General features: G+C 46.0%; 23 protein-coding genes, 4 tRNA genes and 6 pseudogenes. 12 read left to right on the top strand and 21 right to left on the bottom strand.

Going from position 1 to position 20,227, the window contains the following annotated elements:
* Positions 1-315, top strand: a pseudogene (locus OGX92_RS06825) (IS1-like element IS1B family transposase); the annotation flags it as partial.
* A gap of 348 nt (positions 316-663) precedes the next feature.
* Here OGX92_RS06825 and OGX92_RS06820 read toward each other — a convergent pair.
* From OGX92_RS06820 to OGX92_RS06790, 7 genes and pseudogenes are all read right to left on the bottom strand, one after another.
* Positions 664-2,862: a tail fiber/spike domain-containing protein gene (locus OGX92_RS06820; protein WP_286586366.1), complete on the bottom strand. Its 2,199-nt coding sequence runs from the start codon at positions 2,860-2,862 to the stop codon at positions 664-666.
* 39 nt (positions 2,863-2,901) lie between these two features.
* Positions 2,902-5,631: a host specificity factor TipJ family phage tail protein gene (locus tag OGX92_RS06815; protein WP_286586365.1), complete on the bottom strand. Its 2,730-nt coding sequence runs from the start codon at positions 5,629-5,631 to the stop codon at positions 2,902-2,904.
* Positions 5,628-5,705, bottom strand: a pseudogene (locus tag OGX92_RS06810) (nitrite transporter); the annotation flags it as partial. The gene OGX92_RS06815 and the pseudogene OGX92_RS06810, both read right to left, overlap by 4 nt.
* Complete coding sequence (locus OGX92_RS06805) at positions 5,693-6,025, bottom strand: phage head closure protein (RefSeq protein WP_286586364.1); 333 nt, start codon at positions 6,023-6,025, stop codon at positions 5,693-5,695. The pseudogene OGX92_RS06810 and the gene OGX92_RS06805, both read right to left, overlap by 13 nt.
* 2 nt (positions 6,026-6,027) lie before the next feature.
* Entirely contained in the window at positions 6,028-6,222 is a 195-nt protein-coding gene (locus OGX92_RS06800) for a hypothetical protein (RefSeq protein WP_095112455.1), read from the bottom strand.
* A gap of 59 nt (positions 6,223-6,281) precedes the next feature.
* Positions 6,282-6,407, bottom strand: a pseudogene (locus OGX92_RS06795) (HNH endonuclease); the annotation flags it as partial.
* Positions 6,400-6,993, bottom strand: a complete 594-nt coding sequence (locus OGX92_RS06790) for a hypothetical protein (RefSeq protein ID WP_286586363.1) — start codon at positions 6,991-6,993, stop codon at positions 6,400-6,402. The pseudogene OGX92_RS06795 and the gene OGX92_RS06790, both read right to left, overlap by 8 nt.
* A 53-nt stretch (positions 6,994-7,046) precedes the next feature.
* On the opposite strand from OGX92_RS06790, the gene OGX92_RS06785 reads away from it, so the two are divergent.
* Positions 7,047-7,649: a YkgJ family cysteine cluster protein gene (locus tag OGX92_RS06785; RefSeq protein WP_286586362.1), complete on the top strand. Its 603-nt coding sequence runs from the start codon at positions 7,047-7,049 to the stop codon at positions 7,647-7,649.
* Between the two features lie 114 nt (positions 7,650-7,763).
* Here the strand turns inward: OGX92_RS06785 and OGX92_RS06780 are convergent, their stop codons facing one another.
* From OGX92_RS06780 to OGX92_RS06740, 9 genes and pseudogenes are all read right to left on the bottom strand, one after another.
* Positions 7,764-9,221 (bottom strand): glycosyltransferase family 2 protein, encoded by a 1,458-nt coding sequence (locus OGX92_RS06780; RefSeq protein ID WP_286586361.1) that lies wholly within the window; start codon positions 9,219-9,221, stop codon positions 7,764-7,766.
* Positions 9,206-9,544, bottom strand: coding sequence for a hypothetical protein (locus OGX92_RS06775; RefSeq protein ID WP_286586360.1), 339 nt, complete (start codon positions 9,542-9,544; stop codon positions 9,206-9,208). The genes OGX92_RS06780 and OGX92_RS06775 overlap by 16 nt, the downstream gene beginning before the upstream one ends.
* A gap of 173 nt (positions 9,545-9,717) precedes the next feature.
* On the bottom strand, positions 9,718-10,563 hold the full coding sequence (locus tag OGX92_RS06770) for an SDH family Clp fold serine proteinase (RefSeq protein ID WP_235127312.1): 846 nt from the start codon (positions 10,561-10,563) through the stop codon (positions 9,718-9,720).
* A gap of 526 nt (positions 10,564-11,089) precedes the next feature.
* Positions 11,090-11,269, bottom strand: coding sequence for a hypothetical protein (locus OGX92_RS06765; protein ID WP_286586359.1), 180 nt, complete (start codon positions 11,267-11,269; stop codon positions 11,090-11,092).
* Positions 11,226-11,495 (bottom strand): hypothetical protein, encoded by a 270-nt coding sequence (locus tag OGX92_RS06760; RefSeq protein WP_071692353.1) that lies wholly within the window; start codon positions 11,493-11,495, stop codon positions 11,226-11,228. The genes OGX92_RS06765 and OGX92_RS06760 overlap by 44 nt, the downstream gene beginning before the upstream one ends.
* 7 nt (positions 11,496-11,502) lie before the next feature.
* A pseudogene (locus tag OGX92_RS06755) lies at positions 11,503-12,120 on the bottom strand (glycoside hydrolase family 19 protein).
* A gap of 156 nt (positions 12,121-12,276) precedes the next feature.
* A complete protein-coding gene (locus OGX92_RS06750; protein WP_087051410.1) occupies positions 12,277-12,558 on the bottom strand; it encodes a phage holin family protein in 282 nt (93 codons plus the stop codon).
* Positions 12,545-12,931, bottom strand: a complete 387-nt coding sequence (locus OGX92_RS06745; protein ID WP_003833974.1) for a phage holin family protein — start codon at positions 12,929-12,931, stop codon at positions 12,545-12,547. Before OGX92_RS06745 ends, OGX92_RS06750 begins: the two co-directional genes overlap by 14 nt.
* Positions 12,932-13,024: 93 nt before the next feature.
* The gene (locus OGX92_RS06740; RefSeq protein ID WP_286586358.1) at positions 13,025-13,276 is read right to left on the bottom strand and encodes a hypothetical protein; all 252 of its coding nucleotides are present in this window, start codon (positions 13,274-13,276) and stop codon (positions 13,025-13,027) included.
* Positions 13,277-13,499: 223 nt separating this feature from the next.
* On the opposite strand from OGX92_RS06740, the gene OGX92_RS06735 reads away from it, so the two are divergent.
* Positions 13,500-14,519 carry a hypothetical protein gene (locus OGX92_RS06735; RefSeq protein WP_286586357.1) on the top strand — a complete coding sequence of 340 codons (1,020 nt, stop codon included), beginning with the start codon at positions 13,500-13,502 and terminating at the stop codon, positions 14,517-14,519.
* Between the two features lie 143 nt (positions 14,520-14,662).
* The gene (locus tag OGX92_RS06730; protein WP_286586356.1) at positions 14,663-14,911 is read left to right on the top strand and encodes a hypothetical protein; all 249 of its coding nucleotides are present in this window, start codon (positions 14,663-14,665) and stop codon (positions 14,909-14,911) included.
* Between the two features lie 184 nt (positions 14,912-15,095).
* On the opposite strand, the gene OGX92_RS06725 is transcribed toward OGX92_RS06730, so the two are convergent.
* Both OGX92_RS06725 and OGX92_RS06720 read right to left on the bottom strand, forming a co-directional pair.
* Positions 15,096-15,470, bottom strand: coding sequence for an antiterminator Q family protein (locus OGX92_RS06725; protein WP_286586355.1), 375 nt, complete (start codon positions 15,468-15,470; stop codon positions 15,096-15,098).
* Positions 15,430-16,200, bottom strand: a pseudogene (locus tag OGX92_RS06720) (DUF968 domain-containing protein); the annotation flags it as partial. The pseudogene OGX92_RS06720 and the gene OGX92_RS06725, both read right to left, overlap by 41 nt.
* Positions 16,201-16,217: 17 nt before the next feature.
* Between OGX92_RS06720 and OGX92_RS06715 the strand changes: the two are divergent.
* From OGX92_RS06715 to OGX92_RS06680, 8 genes and pseudogenes are all read left to right on the top strand, one after another.
* Positions 16,218-16,832 carry an MT-A70 family methyltransferase gene (locus OGX92_RS06715; protein WP_286586354.1) on the top strand — a complete coding sequence of 205 codons (615 nt, stop codon included), beginning with the start codon at positions 16,218-16,220 and terminating at the stop codon, positions 16,830-16,832.
* Positions 16,819-17,037, top strand: coding sequence for a hypothetical protein (locus OGX92_RS06710; protein WP_286586353.1), 219 nt, complete (start codon positions 16,819-16,821; stop codon positions 17,035-17,037). Before OGX92_RS06715 ends, OGX92_RS06710 begins: the two co-directional genes overlap by 14 nt.
* A 1-nt stretch (position 17,038) precedes the next feature.
* On the top strand, positions 17,039-17,359 hold the full coding sequence (locus OGX92_RS06705; RefSeq protein WP_286586352.1) for a LexA family protein: 321 nt from the start codon (positions 17,039-17,041) through the stop codon (positions 17,357-17,359).
* Positions 17,356-17,649 (top strand): annotated as a pseudogene (locus OGX92_RS06700) (RusA family crossover junction endodeoxyribonuclease); the annotation flags it as partial. The gene OGX92_RS06705 and the pseudogene OGX92_RS06700, both read left to right, overlap by 4 nt.
* A 129-nt stretch (positions 17,650-17,778) precedes the next feature.
* Positions 17,779-17,855: transfer RNA gene (locus OGX92_RS06695), tRNA-Arg, on the top strand.
* A gap of 330 nt (positions 17,856-18,185) precedes the next feature.
* On the top strand, positions 18,186-18,440 hold the full coding sequence (locus tag OGX92_RS06690) for a hypothetical protein (RefSeq protein WP_183273559.1): 255 nt from the start codon (positions 18,186-18,188) through the stop codon (positions 18,438-18,440).
* 59 nt (positions 18,441-18,499) lie between these two features.
* Complete coding sequence (locus OGX92_RS06685; RefSeq protein ID WP_230320588.1) at positions 18,500-18,859, top strand: hypothetical protein; 360 nt, start codon at positions 18,500-18,502, stop codon at positions 18,857-18,859.
* The gene (locus OGX92_RS06680; RefSeq protein ID WP_286586350.1) at positions 18,859-19,800 is read left to right on the top strand and encodes a tyrosine-type recombinase/integrase; all 942 of its coding nucleotides are present in this window, start codon (positions 18,859-18,861) and stop codon (positions 19,798-19,800) included. Before OGX92_RS06685 ends, OGX92_RS06680 begins: the two co-directional genes overlap by 1 nt.
* A 126-nt stretch (positions 19,801-19,926) precedes the next feature.
* On the opposite strand, the gene OGX92_RS06675 is transcribed toward OGX92_RS06680, so the two are convergent.
* The 3 genes from OGX92_RS06675 to OGX92_RS06665 form a co-directional block, all read right to left on the bottom strand.
* Positions 19,927-20,013, bottom strand: a tRNA-Leu gene (locus OGX92_RS06675).
* A gap of 12 nt (positions 20,014-20,025) precedes the next feature.
* Positions 20,026-20,099: transfer RNA gene (locus OGX92_RS06670), tRNA-Cys, on the bottom strand.
* A gap of 52 nt (positions 20,100-20,151) precedes the next feature.
* Positions 20,152-20,227, bottom strand: a tRNA-Gly gene (locus OGX92_RS06665).

Raw genomic sequence — 20,227 nt, 5'->3', positions numbered from 1 at the left:
GACAGGCTCCGGAAGACGGTTGTTGCGCACGTATTCGGTGAACGCACTATGGCGACGCTGGGGCGTCTTATGAGCCTGCTGTCACCCTTTGACGTGGTGATATGGATGACGGATGGCTGGCCGCTGTATGAATCCCGCCTGAAGGGAAAGCTGCACGTAATCAGCAAGCGATATACGCAGCGAATTGAGCGGCATAACCTGAATCTGAGGCAGCACCTGGCACGGCTGGGACGGAAGTCGCTGTCGTTCTCAAAATCGGTGGAGCTGCATGACAAAGTCATCGGGCATTATCTGAACATAAAACACTATCAATAAGTTGGAGTCATTACCACAATATCCATAGCGAGACGATGAGAATAATTCTATCATTTGTTATTACAGTGCTGTTATTTATACCAAATATAATGCTATCAAAATTTATAACATTACCCCCCATACTGGAGATAGGCCGTTCTACCTTGGTGCTATGTGGAACAGAGCAATTAATAAAGACTTTGATTTATTCAACATTTAATATGTTGGGAATGCCAATATATTTACACAATCCAGTCGATACTATAGTTTATACCATAATATGCTTGCTAATATCTTATTTTACTACAATAAAGGCCTACAAATATTTATACGGAAAGAAACAAGCCCTTTAAGGGCTTGTTTATGAATTTATGTAAAATCAATAATGGAAGCTGTTTTTATTTGACCGCCAGTACCTTTTATAATGCCTCTGTTGGTTGAGACTATAATCGGAGGCATTATTAAGACCGAATTTTCAACATATGCAAGCTTGCCATACGTGGAACTGCTATCATCTAAGCTATTAATTATTAAATTTCCACTCTTTACTTCTAATAATGCATCTTGTGTGCCTCCGGCCACATCTAAGCTTGAGAGGCTGAGGGTAGAGTGCGATGAGTAACTTAATATTGCAGGTAATGAGCTGTTGCTTAAATTTAGCGTCGCATTTATCCTGGATGTTGGATTTTTTATATTAATGACGGCAAATTCAGAACCTATAGCCCCGTATACTCCACTAATAGTAAAATTTAAGTTTAGTGTTTTCCCATCACCTCCAGCCATTCCTGTGCCAATATCATCTATTAACCCATAGTTTGTATTAACTGCGATCCCAGAAATAGTCCCGTGCGCTCCGCCCGATTTAGATATACCAATGACTTGATACGTTACTGTTGATAAAGATGCTTCTGCCCTTCCATCAACAATAATACCATAAATAACCACATTATTTTCATTAGTTCCAAAGAACAACGGTGTTGCACTGCATGCTTTGCTTTCGAGTCCGCTGATACATATTAAATTAGACGTTGTCTGCTCGCTTACTGGAGGCCAGTCAGGAATGAAATTACCAAATGCAAAATCAGAAACAGTATTAGTAAACCCTTTAATGTTTACGCCCGTACTTATGCACGAACTAAAGGCGATGCCGTTGATGCAATGTTCAACAAGGAGGTTACAAAATGAATGATCAACTAATGATTCAAATTGTATGCCAACCCCTCCTCTCCTTGTGCCATCAGGATCGTTGCGGATATATTTTGCTCCAGAAGCCCATATTTCATTTGTTATCAATGAGTCTGTTGAGCCGAAAAGCATTATAGCTCCCACCCTTGCGTAATATGGGTCATCTTCTAGTGGATTGTAAGCTGTGCATTTGAATCCTGACAGTTCATGCATTTCCCACGATCCATATGAAAAATCAAAGAAAGCATTTCCTTCATATTGGAGATCGGTGTAAACAAGAATAGAGCTACCCATTCCTTTCCCTACATATCCACCACCATTAACCTTATAGAATTTATTGTTTTTGTAGAAGCCGTGTATGGTTGGTTTATCAAGCCTATAATGACCATTTGATAGCTCTATTTTTTTACATATAAACTCTGATTTGAGATTCGTAGAGTCAATAGGTTTGAAATCACCAGTTGTAGCCCTAAATGCCTTTCTGAATGCAGAAGAAGAATCCACAATATTAAGTATATTTCCGACATCACTAGTCGTTGTGGCTCCAAACCACTCTGGACGGACGTCACCCCCTGTTATTTTTATAGATGTCATTGCTTCAGGTTCTGCATAAAAATCGTCCTCGGTATCAAATATCTGGTATTTACCAGCCGTAATTTCTGCGTTAAATGTAACCTGAGCGCCGTTTCGTGGCTTAATGATTGCTCCGGGGTGGAACGTTACCGGTATATCTATTGTAATGTCATCGTTTAACAAATAAACGCCGGGCACTAAAAGGAGTTCACGATTCGCTGCTGCCAGTACAGGTAGAAAAGCATTTATACCAACAGCATCATTATTTATACCATCTGCAACAATACTATCCCCATCCTTTGCAGTTATGATATCAGCAATCCAGTCATAAACAGTGCGCTCTTTCGCATTAGAAACTTGCTGCTTTAATGCCACCAATTCAGCGCCTTCACCGCTTGCATGACTTGCAAGATCACTTCGTAGTGACGCATCTCCAACACTAACCCACGCACCCGGGCCTACACCGCCAGTTGATGCAGGAGTTGAGCCAACCGGAACGGTTTTAGGAAGCTCACCATCCCAGCGGTAATATTCACCATTTCCATCAGGAAGTTTCCAGTGAAGCGCTTCATCTGCCCTTGTTAAATTTGCTCCATCCTGGAATGAGTCCATCAATGTCCATCCCATTGACGCCAGTTTTTCCTGGTAACTTTTTTCCATCCCATACCAGGTCATCCGTGGTTTGCCAAAGCGGTCACCCCACGTTTCATTAACTTGATCATTAGACAGGTGATCAAGGTTTTGAGCGTTATCGTACAAATCTTTTGCAGCAGCAGACCCCAGCGGATTGCCGGTGTTATAAGTCGTCATATGAGCCTCATAAGAAAAAACCCGCCGAGGCGGGTATCTTTAATTATTTAGATTAACTACATCGCCGGGATAAACGGCATTGTCGTACTGATAGAAGGAGTCGCGATATTCTTTTGCAGTTACCTGGCATGTACCATCAGATTGAGGCGCTATCTCTGAAATGATACCGCTATATCCTACACGTGAAGATTCGCAGAATATTAAACGTGGTGGTTCTATTGCAGGGTTGTTAAGCATGATATTACCGAACTCTGGTTGTTCAGGCACTGATAATTCATTGTCTCCAATTCTGGTGGCAACGAGCAAACCTGAAGCTGAACCATCCTGATAGCGAATCAGGGCTCTTGGGTTTGTAAATGTCCAGTCTAGAGGTTCAGATACCGTTACAGTCGTTACACCGTTACTAGTGCTCATAGTCTCAATCAACGTGCTTATTGTTTTGCTACCTGGAATGTCATCAGTAAAGATAATCCTGTCACCAACGTTATAGCAGAGAGCATCCATTTCCGTTGTAGTCGTGTGAGTAAGACGTTGCTGTCGATACTTCATCAGTCTTCGCATACCTATCTGATAAGCGCGGTCCTGATCAAGAACACCATCAAGCGTATAGTCCTCAGTCTTTACCGGAGTAGGGTTATCTGATGTTCTGCACTGCACCGTCTCTTCAGCCCATGTAGTGCCGTTGATATATGTAACATCCACACCATCATAGTCATCTGCTGACGGAGCAACGAAAGCAGTCTGAAGCGGATCAGTCATCTCCTGTGGGCTGATTATTCCCGTCCACGTTTTCACACCTTCCCTTGCTACAGATGCCAGACCATCGGTAAGAAGGAAGTAGCTTTTCCCTACATTTGTCACCTTCTGAAGCATCTCCAGCGCAGAAACAGAATCCGTGGTTGCATAGTCAAAGAATTCGCTGCCAGGGGTCCAGTAAGTAGTTTCTAGTGAGTCAATAGCTTCATGGTCCATCGCCAGCCCCAACTCATTACCTATATGATACAGAGCCCCAGAAATGCTCCTTGACACACCAGAATCATAAATTCGTGTGGCGACAATATTTACGCGGCGATCTGACTGCGCTGCAAGTTTACCGCCCGTTTCCACCGTAACCGCCATTGTAGTGACGCCAGAATAAAATGCCGGTCGTGACAACAAACGTCCTCGTAATGACTGCCAGTACATATTATCACGACTGTTATCCTGACCCTGCTCGTTCGTGCGGCGAGCTCTGACCTCTACCAGAGCAGGCGCATCCAGCGTGACTCGTTCGGTGAATCCCAGTCCATTGATATTCTGCAGGTAGTACGATCCGGTTTTACTTATCCACCCGACGCCTGAACCATATGGCCGGTACTGAATCTCCCACTTCACCTCACGGTATTGTTTGTTCCCTTTTTTGTTATACCCACAAATTCCGTTTGGGAAGAAGAAGTTTACTTCTAACATATCAACAACTTCATTTTCTGGGCACGCCAGAAAAGGTCCCATCCAACTATCGTTCTCATTTAAACCGTTGGCTTCAAAATCAAGAACTGTGCGCGGTGAAAATCCAGGCCATGACGGATCAACGCTGCCATTAATAACCCGCTCCAGAGTTACAGAGCTACCATCTATCTCAAGAATCTTATATTCGCTTCCAGAATGGGAAACAGATAGCCTGACATAACCCTCAGGAATCCCGGTGAACGGAGTCCCGGTAGCGCTATCGTAAGCGAGGGTTATTGATGCGGTAATCACATCTTCGCCGACTGGTTCAGAGTGAGGTATAAAATCAGCAATGAATAGTTGGTAATCAATGCTGTTGTACCAGAGAGTTACTGGCATCCCAATATAAGGAGCTATTTCCTCAAGCGTGTCACTGGTAATTCTGCTGTAAGCACCATCATTAGTTACCACATAGGAATCAGGAACAATTAACTCAACAATTGCACCAACAGTCCATGTATCTGGAAGGTCATTTGTTGTTTCATCTCCATCATCCGTGCTCAGCCCATTAAATGTTATTGTCGGTCCGGAAACGGTTAGCGAATTAGCAACAACATCTTCCGTATCCGGCGCGGTTTGCGCCATATCAAGACCAGAACCAGATGCGGTTCCCCCAACCTCTGTGGAATTGAACCAGTTTTCTGATCGTTGATCTCCACTAACGTTTTGCCCGGGTTGATACACTGTGTAGTTAAACCCATCGCCAAGAGAGGCAATTGGGGTTGACCCTACACGAATATCGCCATCCCCAAATGAAAAACGCCCTCTCCCCATAACAACGAACATTTCAACTGTCATTACCGTTGGATCATCAACTGAGAATCTTGTTACAGGCTGCACTGCATAGTCAGGATAAATACGGCTTCGTCCAAATAACTCACGTATCGGGTCGCCCAATTTTGCGTTATTCGCTTTAGCAGGATTTACATCAAGAGGGTTTCCCGTTCCTGATGAATAACCGCCAAGGTCACCAACACCAGGAGCAAAGAAAAGAGCATACGCAACTGATGCAACTGATACAGCAACGGCAATCCAGGCAAGAGCTACAGCGCCATAAGGGACAGGGTAAATTCTGACATCACTGTCTGATTTGATAGCAAATTCAAACCATGCCTGAGGCGGTATGTTCTCTCCATCAACATCAACGGTGATCGGGTGCTTCATATCAGGCTTATAGCCCTGAACGTTCTTCGCAAGCCACTGATGGATAGTTACTGCGCCATGTTCATGAGTTTCGAGTGGCTCGCCAGGCAGTTGTGAAGGATAAATTCTGATAGTCACTTCCAGAACTCCACTTTGACAAAACGACGTTTGAAACGCGAGACAGGAAGGAAGGTAACGTTCACTCCTGGGTTACCCCCTCTGAGCACGGAAGCGTGAGATATTCGAGTCCACTATCAGGGTCAGGAAGAATCCCCTCAATGCTGTAGATTTTGCCACGGAAAAGAATACGGTCTTTCTCCTGAATATCTTCCCGGTATCGGATAGTGATTCTGGCCGTTACTTTTACGTTTTCGGCTTGAGCTGCAATGAAGTCACGGACTGATGAAGAAACCACGCTGGCATAAACATCTGCCACGTTGTTCCAGGTATATTCCATTGCCCCTGTGGTTGGTGACTGGACAGATATTCGTCGCTGAATAGTGATGCGGTGACGCAGTTTAGCAAACTCCACGATTACCTCGGCTTACCATCAAGATAGGTCTGCGGTGGCAGCTCATCATCAAATTCATCAACGAGCGTTTTTGCAATCAGAGATATCAGTGTTTCATCCGCCTGAGCCAGACGGTTTATCGCTTCTGCCTGTTTCAGTTGAGACGTTGCCAGCGCTTTCAGTGCCGCCGTTAGTTCGTTTACCTGCTGATCGTTCATAGGCAATCCTCGTCCACTTTTTAATCCACTCCCGCCGTCTGGCGCATCCTGCGCATGCCATAGATACGACGCTTAAGGCTTACCCTTGCGCTTCCACTCACTCGACGATTCTCACCATAGACAGGCTTTATTCGTCTGGTGTCGATAGCTTTCAGGCGAGGATGTAGTGTCTTTAACTTAGACATGTAACCTCCATGCTTTGCGGCGTTCTGTTCTTGGCTGATTGTCTCTGGCTGGTTCTACTTGCTGTCCATCAGCGTGGTCAACGAGTGAGTAGCATGGATAGACAACAGGGCCACCGTAAGCATCACCGACTGCATAGTCTGCTGCTTTGCTGTGGTTCCATTTATCCAGCACTCTCTTGATATGTTGCTGAGGTACGCTGTAGCAGACGCCATGAATAAGACGCGGCAATGTAATGAAGTCAGCTCTGGCCTTATCAGCTGCTATTAACTTTGATGCTATCTCCAGTTGATACTGTGGTGGACGGCCAGTGCCGAGATAAAATGAACACAGTGCATCCGGATAACGTGCAAGCCATACAGCAATCTTTTCGCAGAAATCAGCAACTGGCATAGCATCATCTTCAAGCACTACCACACGGCATGATTGATTGGCTGCCCATTCCAGCGCGCGTCGATGATTCCAGTTAGCACCGTGATCCTCTTCATCAATCAGCAACTGAGCACCCAGTTGATTAACAAGACGGGTAGCCATGGCGCGGCGGGCTTGATGGCCAACCACCACAAACTTGACCTGATTAGCCATCAACGTGCTCCAATAAAATAGCCGCACAACGGCGGCTACTGATCATTTGTCAGGATATGAATGAACATTACCCATCTATAAAATGCGGAAAAAACTTGAGATTTTATCAATACATAAATGAGGCCAACATGTCGTTAAGTGATCATTTAGTAGCAGATCGGCAGTGCAATGAGTGCAATGTTTGCTGTATTAACTTGCGGATTGAAAACCCAGCGTTAACAAAGAAAGCAGATGCACGCTGTCCTCACCTGTCTAACCAAACAGGCTGCGGTATCTATGAAGAAAGGCCAGATGTTTGTCGAACATGGTATTGCGGCTGGCGGGTAATGCCTTTCCTTCGTGATGACATGCGTCCAGACCGTTCAAAAATACTAATCAAGCAAGACGAAACAGGTTTTGTATTTCAGCCATTGCGCGCCGAGTACGTGAACAACCTTACTAATGAAAATGTGTTAGAAGCCATTGGTGCGTTGGTTTCAAATAACATTGAAGTTAAAACCTCAATACCCACTCGTCCAGGTTATTGCAACTCATTGATGAGTATCCATGATCAACTCAGGATTGCAGTTGAAAACTTAGACCTTCAGACCGCCAGACAAACCATGAGAAGCATTATTTTTCGCTCACGTCACTCTCAAACGCTTCCTGAACCTGATTAGTTTTGGTAACCAGCCAAGGTTTTGGCTGGCTAAAAATAAAACAATTGATGCTTTTTAGCCCTGCCAGATCAAGACTTTGTTGCTGACTTAAGTCATTCATTAATCTCTGGTCACTTATTTGTGTTTCCACCACGCTAACGCCTTACCGAAACCGTCCGTTTTAAAGATGGTATGCACCAGAGGGCCGGTAACGATTCGATTACCAAATGACTTTGCAGCCATTCCGAAAGCGCCCATATCCACCAACGTGGCGGGTGCAGTCTCCATCTTCCAGAATCGGTGGCTTTCAATCAGGTAGTGCTGACGGATGATACGGTGAGCAAACTCCATCACATCTTTTCTACTACCACCTAACAGACCAGCATTCAACAGCGGTTCATCACGATGCTGCGCGATGAAGTCGCTATATGCTTTTCCATGGTGATTGGCCTTCATCCATTCATCGGAATACGTCTTATGCTCAGACCCAACATATATTTTACCCGACTGCATTTCTGCCCAGGGTTCTCTAAGCATCTCGACATCGGTACCGTCAGTACACCAGACCAGATCAAATTCAGGATGTGAGCGCAGGTATTGGTAAATGTGAAGCCAGCGAGCAAAGTAAGGGCTCATGCTCAACTCAGGAACTTCGTACAACTCTACGCCATAAGGTAATACTTTCAGTTCATCCGCCAGGACAACCGGCACTGCACCAGACACTGAATCAACCCACGACTGTAGAATGCCAGCATCATGTTTCATTCTCCCTGTGCGCTGTGGATCTGGCTGACTTGTCAGTAATGTAGTCAGAACAAGATTTGGGTTACTTCGGTAAGAAGTGAAAGCTGTATATCCACTATCACGCCTCGCGTTGAAAATACCAACGTTGCGCTTTACTAAAGCTTCGCGATCAGGCCGAGGGATGGAGCGTGAGCCCTCTTCGTGCTCATCCATTGAGTGAATCAGATTTTCAGAGCCAACCACATCAGCGAAGGCCCATGTCGATAACCCTGCGTTGTGAATACGAAGCGCCAGATCGGGATGCTCGTACATGCCACGACCGTATACCGGATCAAAGCCGCCAACCTTATCAATGGCGCTGCGGTGGTAGTACAGCATTACACCGCGCTGCCCGGTGTAAGCGATATGCTTATCATCCCTGTACAGGACAGTCATATCGTTAATCTTTCGTGGGCCAGTGAGGTCAAGAAACTGATAAGCCAGATGGGGCTCTGGTGACTCGATGTAGGGTAGATGCCAGTTATCAGCTATTGGCCATGCGTCATCATCCCACAGGAAAAGATGCTCACACCCGGCGTCCACCAGCGCTGTCAGGCTGGCGTTCTTAGAGGCGACAATGCCGAGTGATTGATCATGACGTACCAACTTAACCCCATTAGGAACTATTGCAGCAGGACTTGATCCATCGTCTATCACAACCACCAGCGCACCAGATGGAAGATGCTTCATGTGCTGCTCAATGGCACGCTTAAGCACTTCAGGACGATTATGGGTTGTAATTGCTATTCCTATGCGCGATGAATTGGCGCTTTCTGGTACAAACCTAATTCCGCTTATAAAGACGTCCATGCGCCACCACCAGACAAATTATGCTTGGTAAGAAATCCTTTCACCGTTTCTCGCAACTCTTTTAACTGCTCAACGGTTAATGTCTTATCTGGATGGATTACAATCTGGAATTCGTTAGAAGCTCTTGGGTTGTCTAAATCAATTCGTGGTTGTTTTTCGGAATGTTCATTGCTGAGATTAAATGTCGCAATAACTTTCGGCATTTCGTTTGGCGCAGTTTCTATCACCGTTGAAACCTGACCATCAATAAGCAAGCCACCTACGGCTATTCCATACCCGAAGAAACAATCACCGCGATACAATTTTGCAAGCTGATACTTCATGTGCGTTTCCTTTTAGACGTGAGCCTGTCGCACGGCAATGCCGCCCGAGAGGTAAACGCAACCTAACGGCATCACCCAGGCTCACTACTGAAAGACTCTCTTCATGGTGCGCGTGCGAAGCGCATAAAAAAGCCCCGCATATGCGAGGCTTTATATAGTGTGTAAGTAAGTTATTACGATTGCATATTCCAAATCATAGCGTTCCCATTATGGTTTTCTATGATCTTTGCGAGAGGCGCTCCACCAAACGAGTGCATGTAACTGTGATGGATAGTCAAAACCAAATCCTGGAGGACTTGATCACTTTCCAACTCTGTAACATTCAATCCAATTTTCTGAGCTTTATCGAAATGGATGTGTCTCGAATGAGTGTAAGTTGTATGATGATTGTTCAGTTCTGAGCATACATGAGTTGCTTTTGTTTCTGACTCCGGATCATTTGCAAACATACCCGTCATAAGCCAGTGCTTAACAATCTCATTCGCCCATTTGATAGCTTTTTCACACTCACCGATAATAGTAGGGTTGAGTTTCTGAAGTATGAACTGCCACATTTGCACAGCGGCTGGATTGTTAAAAATTTCCGCCTGAGCTCTGTTCCATTCCTCAATAATGGCATGCGTAGAAAATCCATTAAACTGAGGGTCAATCGGGCCAATATTGGACTGTTTACCCATTATGATTTCATTAGCACAGCACGCAAGCATGGTACCGCATGACATTGAAATCATAGGGACGATAGCTCTGATATCAGTCCCAAACTTAGAACGCAGATAATGACCAATAGACTCTAAGGCGGCGATGTCACCTCCAGGGGTATGTAATATTAAATCCAACCCCTTTGTAACATCTAAACCATTAATAGCAGTCATTAATCCATTTTTATCGTCATCTGTCATCTGGGTGAGATGTCGAACTTCTGCACCGCCATGTTGTAACCATCCGGAATAATATGTAATTACATTTCTTCCCGTGTGATTAGACAGTTGTAATAAATATTTACGGCGAACCTCATCCATAGGACTCTTCTGGGCGAGAGCCGTCATCTCACCCAGTACGTCACTCCAATTAGGCATAGTGTTTAGTACGTGTAAAGTTGATGATGTGTACTTTGATTTTGCTTAGCCTGCGCTGCAGTACCTTGAGAGTACCAAACACCGGTACTACCACTCGTACTCGTTTGTTGAGCAAGTACTCTGGAAGCAAAGTTGTTAACAGTCTCTCCAGTCATCATCTCTGCAGGTTTAATGCCATAGAAATCGTAGAACTCAGCCGGGGTCATAGTGAAATCTCCTTTTGTAGCGCTACATATAGTGTCTATTTAACACCAAACATACTATATGTGCCATTTGCTTAATTTCTAAATGTGCAAAAAGCCTCAAAAGAGGCTTGAAAAAAATGAAAATTTGTTTTCTATGACTGAACTATAGCGAGTTATCCACATTTTTTACAACCCCAAAATGCTCTTTTACGGCAAAACAATTCTGAGATAAAACACACAACCATGTCGCACTTTCACGCATTGCGCTTACCAAAGCATTAGTTTCAATACATTCTACAGTTAGCTTGTACTGATTTGTTATGCGCCAGAATGTCACGCTTAGTCTGCTTATCCAACACGGAAATATCGTGCTTTGTGAGGTAGATGATGTTCACCCAGTCACAGGCCGTGTCTGTTACTTCAGGTTTTGCGGGTAAACTTTTCGCGCAACTCACGGTCAACATCGTCATCAGGAAGATGATTAACAGTCTGCTGTACATCCCTGGCTCCTTTTGTTGTCTCTACCCGGCGTTCTGCAACGGCTTCAGTAGCTGCTGCACGTTCTTCAGTGCGTTGCTTGTCCGCTTTTGTCTCAGCGATGTTAGTACCGCGTGATTTACCCAGACCAAAAGCACCTGCAATTGCAGCCAGCACAGCAACAGCCAGGCCGATAATCATTTCAAGTCCCATTGCGACCTCATACCAGTGCAGTTTTTGCTTTGGCATAACGTGCACGGCGGTCGTTAATGCCGTTCTGTCCACCATTGATGATCTGAGTGATGCGAACCAGATCGCCGGAGTAGCTCAGGCATCCGCTGGTGGCGTAGAACCATGCAGCTGAGCGTGCTGCGTTGATATCCTTTTCCAGCAACTCAGGATTACTGACTAAATCCAGTTTTAATCCCGTTCCTCAGCGGCGGTAATTATCAAGACCGGTAATCTGAATCAGTCCACGGCCACGATATTTCCACCCATCTCCTGATGCTTTGTTACCGAGGCGATTGCTGTACACCAGATTTGCAATGGCTGGCTGATTGGCTACCTGCCCCTTTTCTTTGTCACGCCCAAGCATATATGCCTGATAGTTCGTAATACGGCGTCCAAAGGTGGTCAGCAGAGCGGCTGGGGTGTAGTTGAAGCTCTCCACCAGCGCGGAGAATCCCGCTGATTCATGTCCTGACTGAGCAATAAACATTGCCTGGTCTTCAGGCTTAATAATGCCGAACTCTTTCATTGCTGCATCAATGTGCAGAAACCAGCGTGCAGAAACCCCGGCGCTGGTACCAGCCGCCTGCTGAAATTGTGATTGGTTCATATGTGTACCGGATTAAACCGCTATTAATGGTAGGGATTAGCATTCACCTAAGATGATGAAATTCAATTTAATTTAAGTCACAATGAGACTTAAGATAAATCCTAATGATTCTATCTACTTTGCGGGTTGTAGCGATGTCGTTGCGACTCGCATTTTTTATTTGTAAACAGCATCAATAAGCCGCGCCACATTGCCTCTGACGGCGACCAGCACAGACAGGAAAATAACGTTGGCCCCGATAGTGGCCCACGATGAGTAAGGGTAGATACCGCACAGATACGCCAGCGGAACGGCGCTGTAGATGACTGTAAGCAACCATGCTAATCGAGATATCCATGGTCGATGGCGGGAATCGCCACGACGATAAAACATCAGAGTCAGCACTACCCCAGCACAAAGCAGTGCGTTGATTGTTGCCGATGGGTCATTTAGTACCACCTGAACCTCCCCGGCGCGTTATCAGCGCCACCAGCGAGCCGACATCTTGGTTATTCAGAAACGTCAGGATTTTGACAGCTAAAGCAGAAACGATTACGGCTCCGATAGCGTCCAGAGGCTTATCACTGTAACCAGTCCAGTCAGCCAACTTTGAACCAACTAGCCCTGAGCAGATGATCCCGGCGATGTAGGACACGACAAAATACGCCAGCCGGCGCGCTGCACTCAGGTCCGCGGCGGTTGCAATGTAAAATACAGCTCCGGCAAATGCACCAAACACCACGCCGTAATCGGTTCCGGACAGAAATCCATAGACGCTGGCCCCCGTCAGGACACCACCAGCCAGCCCTGTACCGGAAATCGGATCTGACATTTAGCCCCCTCTTAATTGCTGTGAGTCCTCTCAGAAATGAGGGGAATAAAAAAGGCCGCATAAGCGACCTTCGACATTGGGTTATTGGTGTTTTTATATCCAGCGGTTCATCAATTCCGGCTGTACCTTTTGAAGCACTTCTTGCGGTGATGATGCCTCAATAATTTCTGAGAATACACATCCCCTATCATTGAGCATATGCTTAGACCTAGCCATTTTAGCGCTATCTCTATCAAGATACTCTTCTGAAACAACAAGATGCTTCTCAACTTTCAAGCCTTCCTCTTTATGCTGGTAAACGTAATAAAACCCCATGGAATCTCCTTTCGTTTGGGTGTATGTCATGGATACCACCATAAAGCAAAAAACCCCGCCAAAGCGAGGTTTAAAACCTTATAAGTACGTGTCTAAGTGACCATTCTTAACACAATAATCCACAAAATGCGGACCGCGTTAGTGCTTTTTATCTGTTTTTCCATTATTTTCTTGCTACACAGCTAAAAAATAAAAGAAAAGCAGGCGTTTCCAAACCTTACGGTGACAGTTGGCTTAGAATGAGGACATACTTTTGGATAAGTTTGATGAGATTCATGTGGACATTGAATCTGAGCAGCAAGCCTTCGATTTGCTTGAAAGCTATCTTGATGGTTATGGTTTACCTGACAGCTTAAGTTTTAATGGATGGCCAAACCTTACCATCAAATTAACCGGTGAAAAATTCAACAGATCCCTTACACCTTCAGTCATGAAGGGTTTTGTTGAAATGCAGGCTCAAATCAACAAATCATATGCCCTTGCCAAGTATGGTGTCCCTGACGTCCGCAAACTGACCAAAGAAGAACTTGACGCTCTGGAAATTGAAGTTACGGTAGAACAGGGTTCTTCAATAGTAGAAATCAATATTGATGGTTTTTTAACCAAACTCACACAGGAACTTGTTGGTAAAATGAACGCAACTGAGATCATGTTTACTGTTCTCGGCGCAGCAGTCATCTGGGGCGGAGTAACAGTATTTAAACGGTTCTTAGATAACCGTAAAGATACTCGCCTTGCAGAAATTGCTAAGGATGGAGAGAAAGAACATCTCCGTACAATGCAGATCATGAGCGAGCAAGAAACCAAACGCCTGCGGGTCATTTCGGAGATGGTGGCAGAGAAACCACTCCTCGATAACATGGACCGTATGTCTTATGACGCTAAAACACAGATGGTTAAATCGTTTGTTCGCTCCGATAGCGCCCAAATTGACGGTGTTACTATCGATTCAGAAATGGCGAAAGAGTTGGTTACTAATGCCCGCCGGCGCTCATCTGAAATGCGAATTGATGGCATTTACAGAATTGAAGAAGTCAATAACACTGACCCGGAGAGCTTTAAGGTTAAAGTTCGCCGTGTTGATACGGAACAGCGACTAACCTGTGTGGTTCAGGATGTATTTTTGGATGAATCAGGCAATAAAGAAGCATTGCAGCGAGCGGAATGGGAGAGAAAACCAGTTCATCTGAGCATTAACGCCAAGCATGTGGACGGTGATATAAAATCAGCAGTAATTCTATACGTAAGGGATGTTGAAAATAAGCCCGATTAATCTGGCTTGTATCTAAAACTACGTTACTCTGGTCGTGTCATCTGACGGCGCTTAATCAAATCTGACTATCTGTACAGATGTTGTGTTTATGATGGTTAAGTAGTTCCGTCACAATAAAAATAACTTTTCAATTAGGAAATCAAATGAATAGTAAGAGTGTTGAACTTAATGCTGCTAACGAAAAGCTGTCGAAACTGATTGATAACCTGGAAATAGCACACCTCGAATACGACAAAGCACTTGAACATTCTGCAAGCTATCTAGGAAATGATGAAAAGATAGAAAAAGCCAGGGATGACAGGGCGGCATGTGCATTCAATGACATGAACGTAATTAAGGAAGAGATAGCGAATCAGACTAATTTGATTGAAGCATTAGTAAAAGCTTATTAGTCGAATCTCATTCGACATTCATAAGATTTCCCTGGCGTCACCTGCCATTTTTACCATGGCCCCTCAGCTTCATCTATCAAGATGAAATAAACGACGACGTCTGCCGTTAGCACAGAGTCCCTTATCTGATTAGGTTAGGCTCTGTGCTATAAGAAATTTCAGATGGTTTCAGAACCAACACAGCTCAGTAACTGCCGACCTCAACATCCATTTCCAAACTAATATTAAGCATTGACAGGCAGCCATCAATAAACCCCTCAGCCATCTGTATCTCGATGCGTATCAGTTTCTCATCCTTCTTTCGCGATTTAGCTATCTTCCGCTTCGAGATACCGTACAGGTAATGAGCGACAAGAAGCGAATGCTCATATGGCTTTCGGCTTTTCAGTCGTGCCAGGCAACCTTCAATGATAAGCGCATCTTCATCTGTACATGACAATCTTGTTTTGCTTGTTTGTGGTAAAAGTCCCTTGAATCCTGCCGCGATCGGGGAGTAATCCACACCAGAACTATCGCTTGACGCACGGCTGGGCCTTAACCCATCTCGTGTATTTCTCATTCACCCAGCGACGACGCTTGGGTTTAAGCATGAAGGATTCCGGCGTCTCCGGGTCAACCTTCATTGCCACTATCTTTTTCGCTTTCTCCTGTACCAGTTGTTGAGCAGGTAATGTCGGAACAATATCGCTTTCACGTGTTACCGACTGGTGTGACTCTTTCTTCAGACAAAGAGCTTTATGCGCTACGGCTTCAGGTATCTCATCAGCCAGGTCGCTCTTGACCATCCACCAGCAAAACTCCGGCAGCGTAAGAACGTGGTCTTCACTGAAGCCTAATTGACCGTTTACGACCTTCAGAAGCCAGGATACCAGGTTTTGACGGGCAATACCCGCCAGACCTTCAGTGAACTGCTCACGAATTTTTAAGTCACAGCCCCAGCACGTGCGGATTGAGCCAGGCGCATGTCGGGTGATGGTGTAGTTGCGATCATGCCACTCGCTGTGTGGGTACTGACATTCCAGTTTTCTTTCGAGCCAGGCATCCAGTGAATTCAGTCCACCAGCACGATGTATTACCTTCTGATTTTCGAAGACATCACGCATCAACGGATCGTTCTGAAGCTCCTGAGCTGTCTCAGGCAGCAGACCAGACTGTAACTCAGCCATAGACTCTGCCTGTGGCTCGATAAGAACACGCCCATGTCTGAACAGATGCATCAGTTCACTGCCTGGGCGAAATATCACTACCCCCGTCATCGGTGCAACTTCAGGTGTAAGTAGAGCTCTCACTGTTACCTCAGGCTACGATGTCGATAATTTTTAGTAGTTCGCAAAACTTAGATTCGAAGAAATGTGGCTGTGTTTCTCTTGGGTTAGCTGGACTGGTGATGTTCTTCCCGTACATGCAACCTTTCACCGGTACACACACCCGCGAAGCTATCGAACTGGCTGAGGCATGGGGTTTTAAGGTTCGGACCATGAAGGGATTCACCTGGGTGAAGCTTAACGCACTGGCAGAGCAGCATATCAATAAAGCTCTTCAGGCTGGTAGCGTGGACGATTTTTACGACTTCCTCGACCTGTTGAATGCTCAGACCCGAATGAACGGTGGTAACCATACCCGCGCCAATACTGAGGATCTGCTAATTGCCACCAGAGGGAAAGGTCTTGAGCGTCAGAACGCGAGCGTAAAACAGGTTATCTACAGCCCACTCGGCGAACACAGCCAGAAGCCAGCAGAAGCGCGTTACCGCTTGGAGAAATTATACGGCGATGTGTCACGCATTGAGTTGTTCAGCCGCAGCGCGGCCCCCGGCTGGCATCACTGGGGAAATGAGGCAGAAAACCCTGATGTAATCATGTTTCCTGGTTACGTTTGTAAACCTGCTCCGTTGCTGGAGGTGGCTTATGCAGGACGTTGAAGCACGTAACGCGCTTCGTAACATCGCCAGAAGATGTAACGAGGAAATAACCGCTAAACGCAAGGCTAATCCTGGTATGAATTGTGACGAAATAGCCAGGCCAATTTTTAACAGTGCCATGGGGATGGTTAAACAGCTTGGCTTTACGCCATCTCATTTGTATCTCGAAGTCGGGATTTTGAACAAGCGGATTAAGGAGCGCTGAAGTGAACAAACTTACCGTGAGACAAAGTGAAGTACTTGGTTCGATAGTGAACTATCAGCGCCGGTTTGGATTCCCTCCAACGATATGTGAACTGGCTGGGCTGATTGGTTGCTCATCACCGAACGCGGCAGCGGAGCATGTGAAGGCCATAGCGAAGAAGGGATATATCTCAGTAGCGCCAGGGGTTTCCAGAGGGATTACCGTTATTTCAGGAAATGATGAGACAGATGCGATATCGATCATCAAGTCACTCATTAATGGTGATAGTGATTCAAGAGAATGCGCCTTGTCATGGCTGGAAGCGAGAGGTGTTCAGCAATGAAATTAACGTTGCCATTCCCGCCAACAGTTAACACCTATTACCGGTCCCCTGACCGTGGAGCGTTAAAGGGTAAGCATCTGATTAGTGAGATGGGGAGGAAGTTCAAAAAGAACGTTTATGCCTCTGTTGTGCAGCAGTACGGCGGTATACCGAAACCAGTTAACGTCAACGTTGAGGTAAACATAGTTCTTTTCCCGCCAGATAACAGACGGCGGGATCTGGACAACTACAACAAAGCGCTGTTCGACGCACTGACGAATGCCAGAGTCTGGGAAGACGACAGTCAGGTTATCTCATGCGGCTGGCCAGACGTTATCCGGGTTCGAGTCCCGGCAGCACAACTCACAACATGAAAGCGCACTCCTTTACTTACCAGTTATGGGTGACAGGTGTGAAACAGGTGGAGTGCGCTTCCAGTTGTGGCATTAGCTCAGTTGGATAGAGCAACGGCCTTCTAAGCCGTGGGTCGCAGGTTCGAACCCTGCATGCTGCACCAGAATCACGTAGTTTTCGTGATCCAAGGAAGTAAGAAAGCTGTGTGGAGTCTTGGCGGTACCAGTACCAACCTTTGAAGTCCCTGGTACCGCCCTTTTTACTCAACTGAAAGCGCGTTCTGTCCCTTGTCATTAAGTGCCAGTTCGTTAAATCCAAAACCAGCGGAACGCGCTTTCAATTGAGTGGAGAAACTTACCGGCGATTGCAGTCGCCCGTTTCACTAAGTGCCTCTTCATGGGGCATTTACTGAAACGAAACCCAAACTTTTATTCGCCTTTTGGCGAGGGATTCGTGCAACCAAAATTCAGCGGATTTTTCCACTGGAGGACTAATGAACCACCTCGAATTTATTGAGAAGAACGTAAGGGAAATCCTTATTAAACAAGGTTTCTCCTCTTCAGTGGCTCAGGGGGGGGCATGGCAAGCACTTGATTTATATAAGCGAATGTCACAAGCCAGTAAAAAAGGCGCGATTTTTGACGATGTGATGAGGCATGCAAAAGCCTGGGCAGATAAGCAGGTTTCAAAGTCCGAAGTCACAAAAAGAAAACGTGTCCAACCTAAAGACCAAGGTGGCCTCTTTTAAGTATCAAGGCCAAAGAATTCAGCGCCGTGCAGGGCGCATATAACACGGAGAAACTAACCATGACGACCACACAGAACGTCACTGAGTTACAACCACGCATGACAAGAGAGCAACTGATCGATGCAGCCCGTAAAGCGGCCCCTCTCCTTCCTGTTGCTTACCGCGGGATCATGACCGAACTGGCTAACCGCCTTGATATCGTCAGCGTGGCGCTGTGCGAGTCAATGGAGCAGCGTAAGTCGTTGGCTATTGAGAACACCGTATTACGCGATGACGTTATCTGCTGGGCAAAAGAATGCGATCGCATTGTTGAAAGGCACACAAAAACACGTAGCAACCTTCACCTTCTGGAAGCTCAGCGCGAACTGCGTGAGTTAACTCCGGTAACTAATGTTGTCATGAATGAAGGGGCTAAGTGATGGCCGCCAACTCATTCAAACAGATGTCCCGTGATGGGACCATCAAGCGCACCGATACCGGGATGTTTATCAGCCTTGAACATATCCACGTGCGTGAAGGTTTCAACAAGCGTGAAGACGACGAACGCACCCGCCAGGCAGATGACGACCTGTTTAACTATCTGATGAACGGTGGAACCGTTCCTCCGCTGGAGGTTATCGCACGTGATGAAGGTGGAGTGTGGGTTGTTGAAGGCCATCGCCGTCGCCGTTGCTATGCGCGTTGTGCTGAAGCTGGTAAACGAGGTGTTAAGAGCAGAGTTCAGGCAAACCGCGAGAAAGCATTTATGTCCAGGGTGTTTCGGTGGGCATACGAACGAGGAAAGGTGAAGATGAATCCTTGCCAGGGCGTGAAGCAATTTAAAGAGCAGGCTCGGACCCGTTATATTAGCGACAGGGAATATGATGCACTTTATAGCGTTGCTTCTATTCCCGTAAAAGTTGCAATGGAGTTGGCATATCTATGTTGCGCCCGCCAGGGAGACATTCTTGACCTCAAAAAGAGTCAAATATTGAGCGAAGGGATTTTAATTCAGCAGAGTAAAACCGCAGTTAGCCAGATCAAGGCCTGGACAAAACGTCTGGAGGATGCCGTTAATCTTGCTGACAGCATTCCTCTCAACAGCGGGATGGTGAGTATTTTTGTCATCCACCAGCCATCAGGTCTGCGATATACACGCGATGCTTTTAATGCGCAGTGGATGAAGACTAAAAAACTTGCTGCAGAAAAATATCCAGACCTCGATTTCCAGTTCACTTTTCATGATCTGAAAGCCAAAGGAATTTCTGATCTTGAAGGTACGTTAAGTGAGAAGCAGGAAATTTCAGGTCATAAAAACGCCTCGCAAACAGCGAGATATAATCGAAGAATTTCAGTTGTTCCGGTCGTCGGGGGGCAGTAATGCCCTCTTTTTTATGGCGAAGCTGAATGGCGAAACAATGGTGAATATAGAGCACAAAAATAAAAAAACCACCCGTAGGTGGTTTCACGACACTGCTTATTGCTTTGATTATTCTGTTCTTTCCCATGGTACCCGGAGTGGGACTTGAACCCACACAGCGCGAACGCCGAGGGATTTTAAATCCCTTGTGTCTACCGATTCCACCATCCGGGCTCGGGAAGAAATTGGAGGCGCGTTCCGGAGTCGAACCGGACTAGACGGATTTGCAATCCGCTACATAACCGCTTTGCTAACGCGCCGAAATCTTCTGGCTTTACAGCCAGACATCCGCTATTGCCGATGTCTTAAATTTGGAGCGGGAAACGAGACTCGAACTCGCGACCCCGACCTTGGCAAGGTCGTGCTCTACCAACTGAGCTATTCCCGC

The organism is Citrobacter sp. Cpo089 (assembly GCF_030332695.1).
In the GTDB taxonomy this organism is placed as follows: domain Bacteria; phylum Pseudomonadota; class Gammaproteobacteria; order Enterobacterales; family Enterobacteriaceae; genus Citrobacter; species Citrobacter portucalensis.
This window is presented reverse-complemented; position numbering and strand designations above follow the sequence as displayed.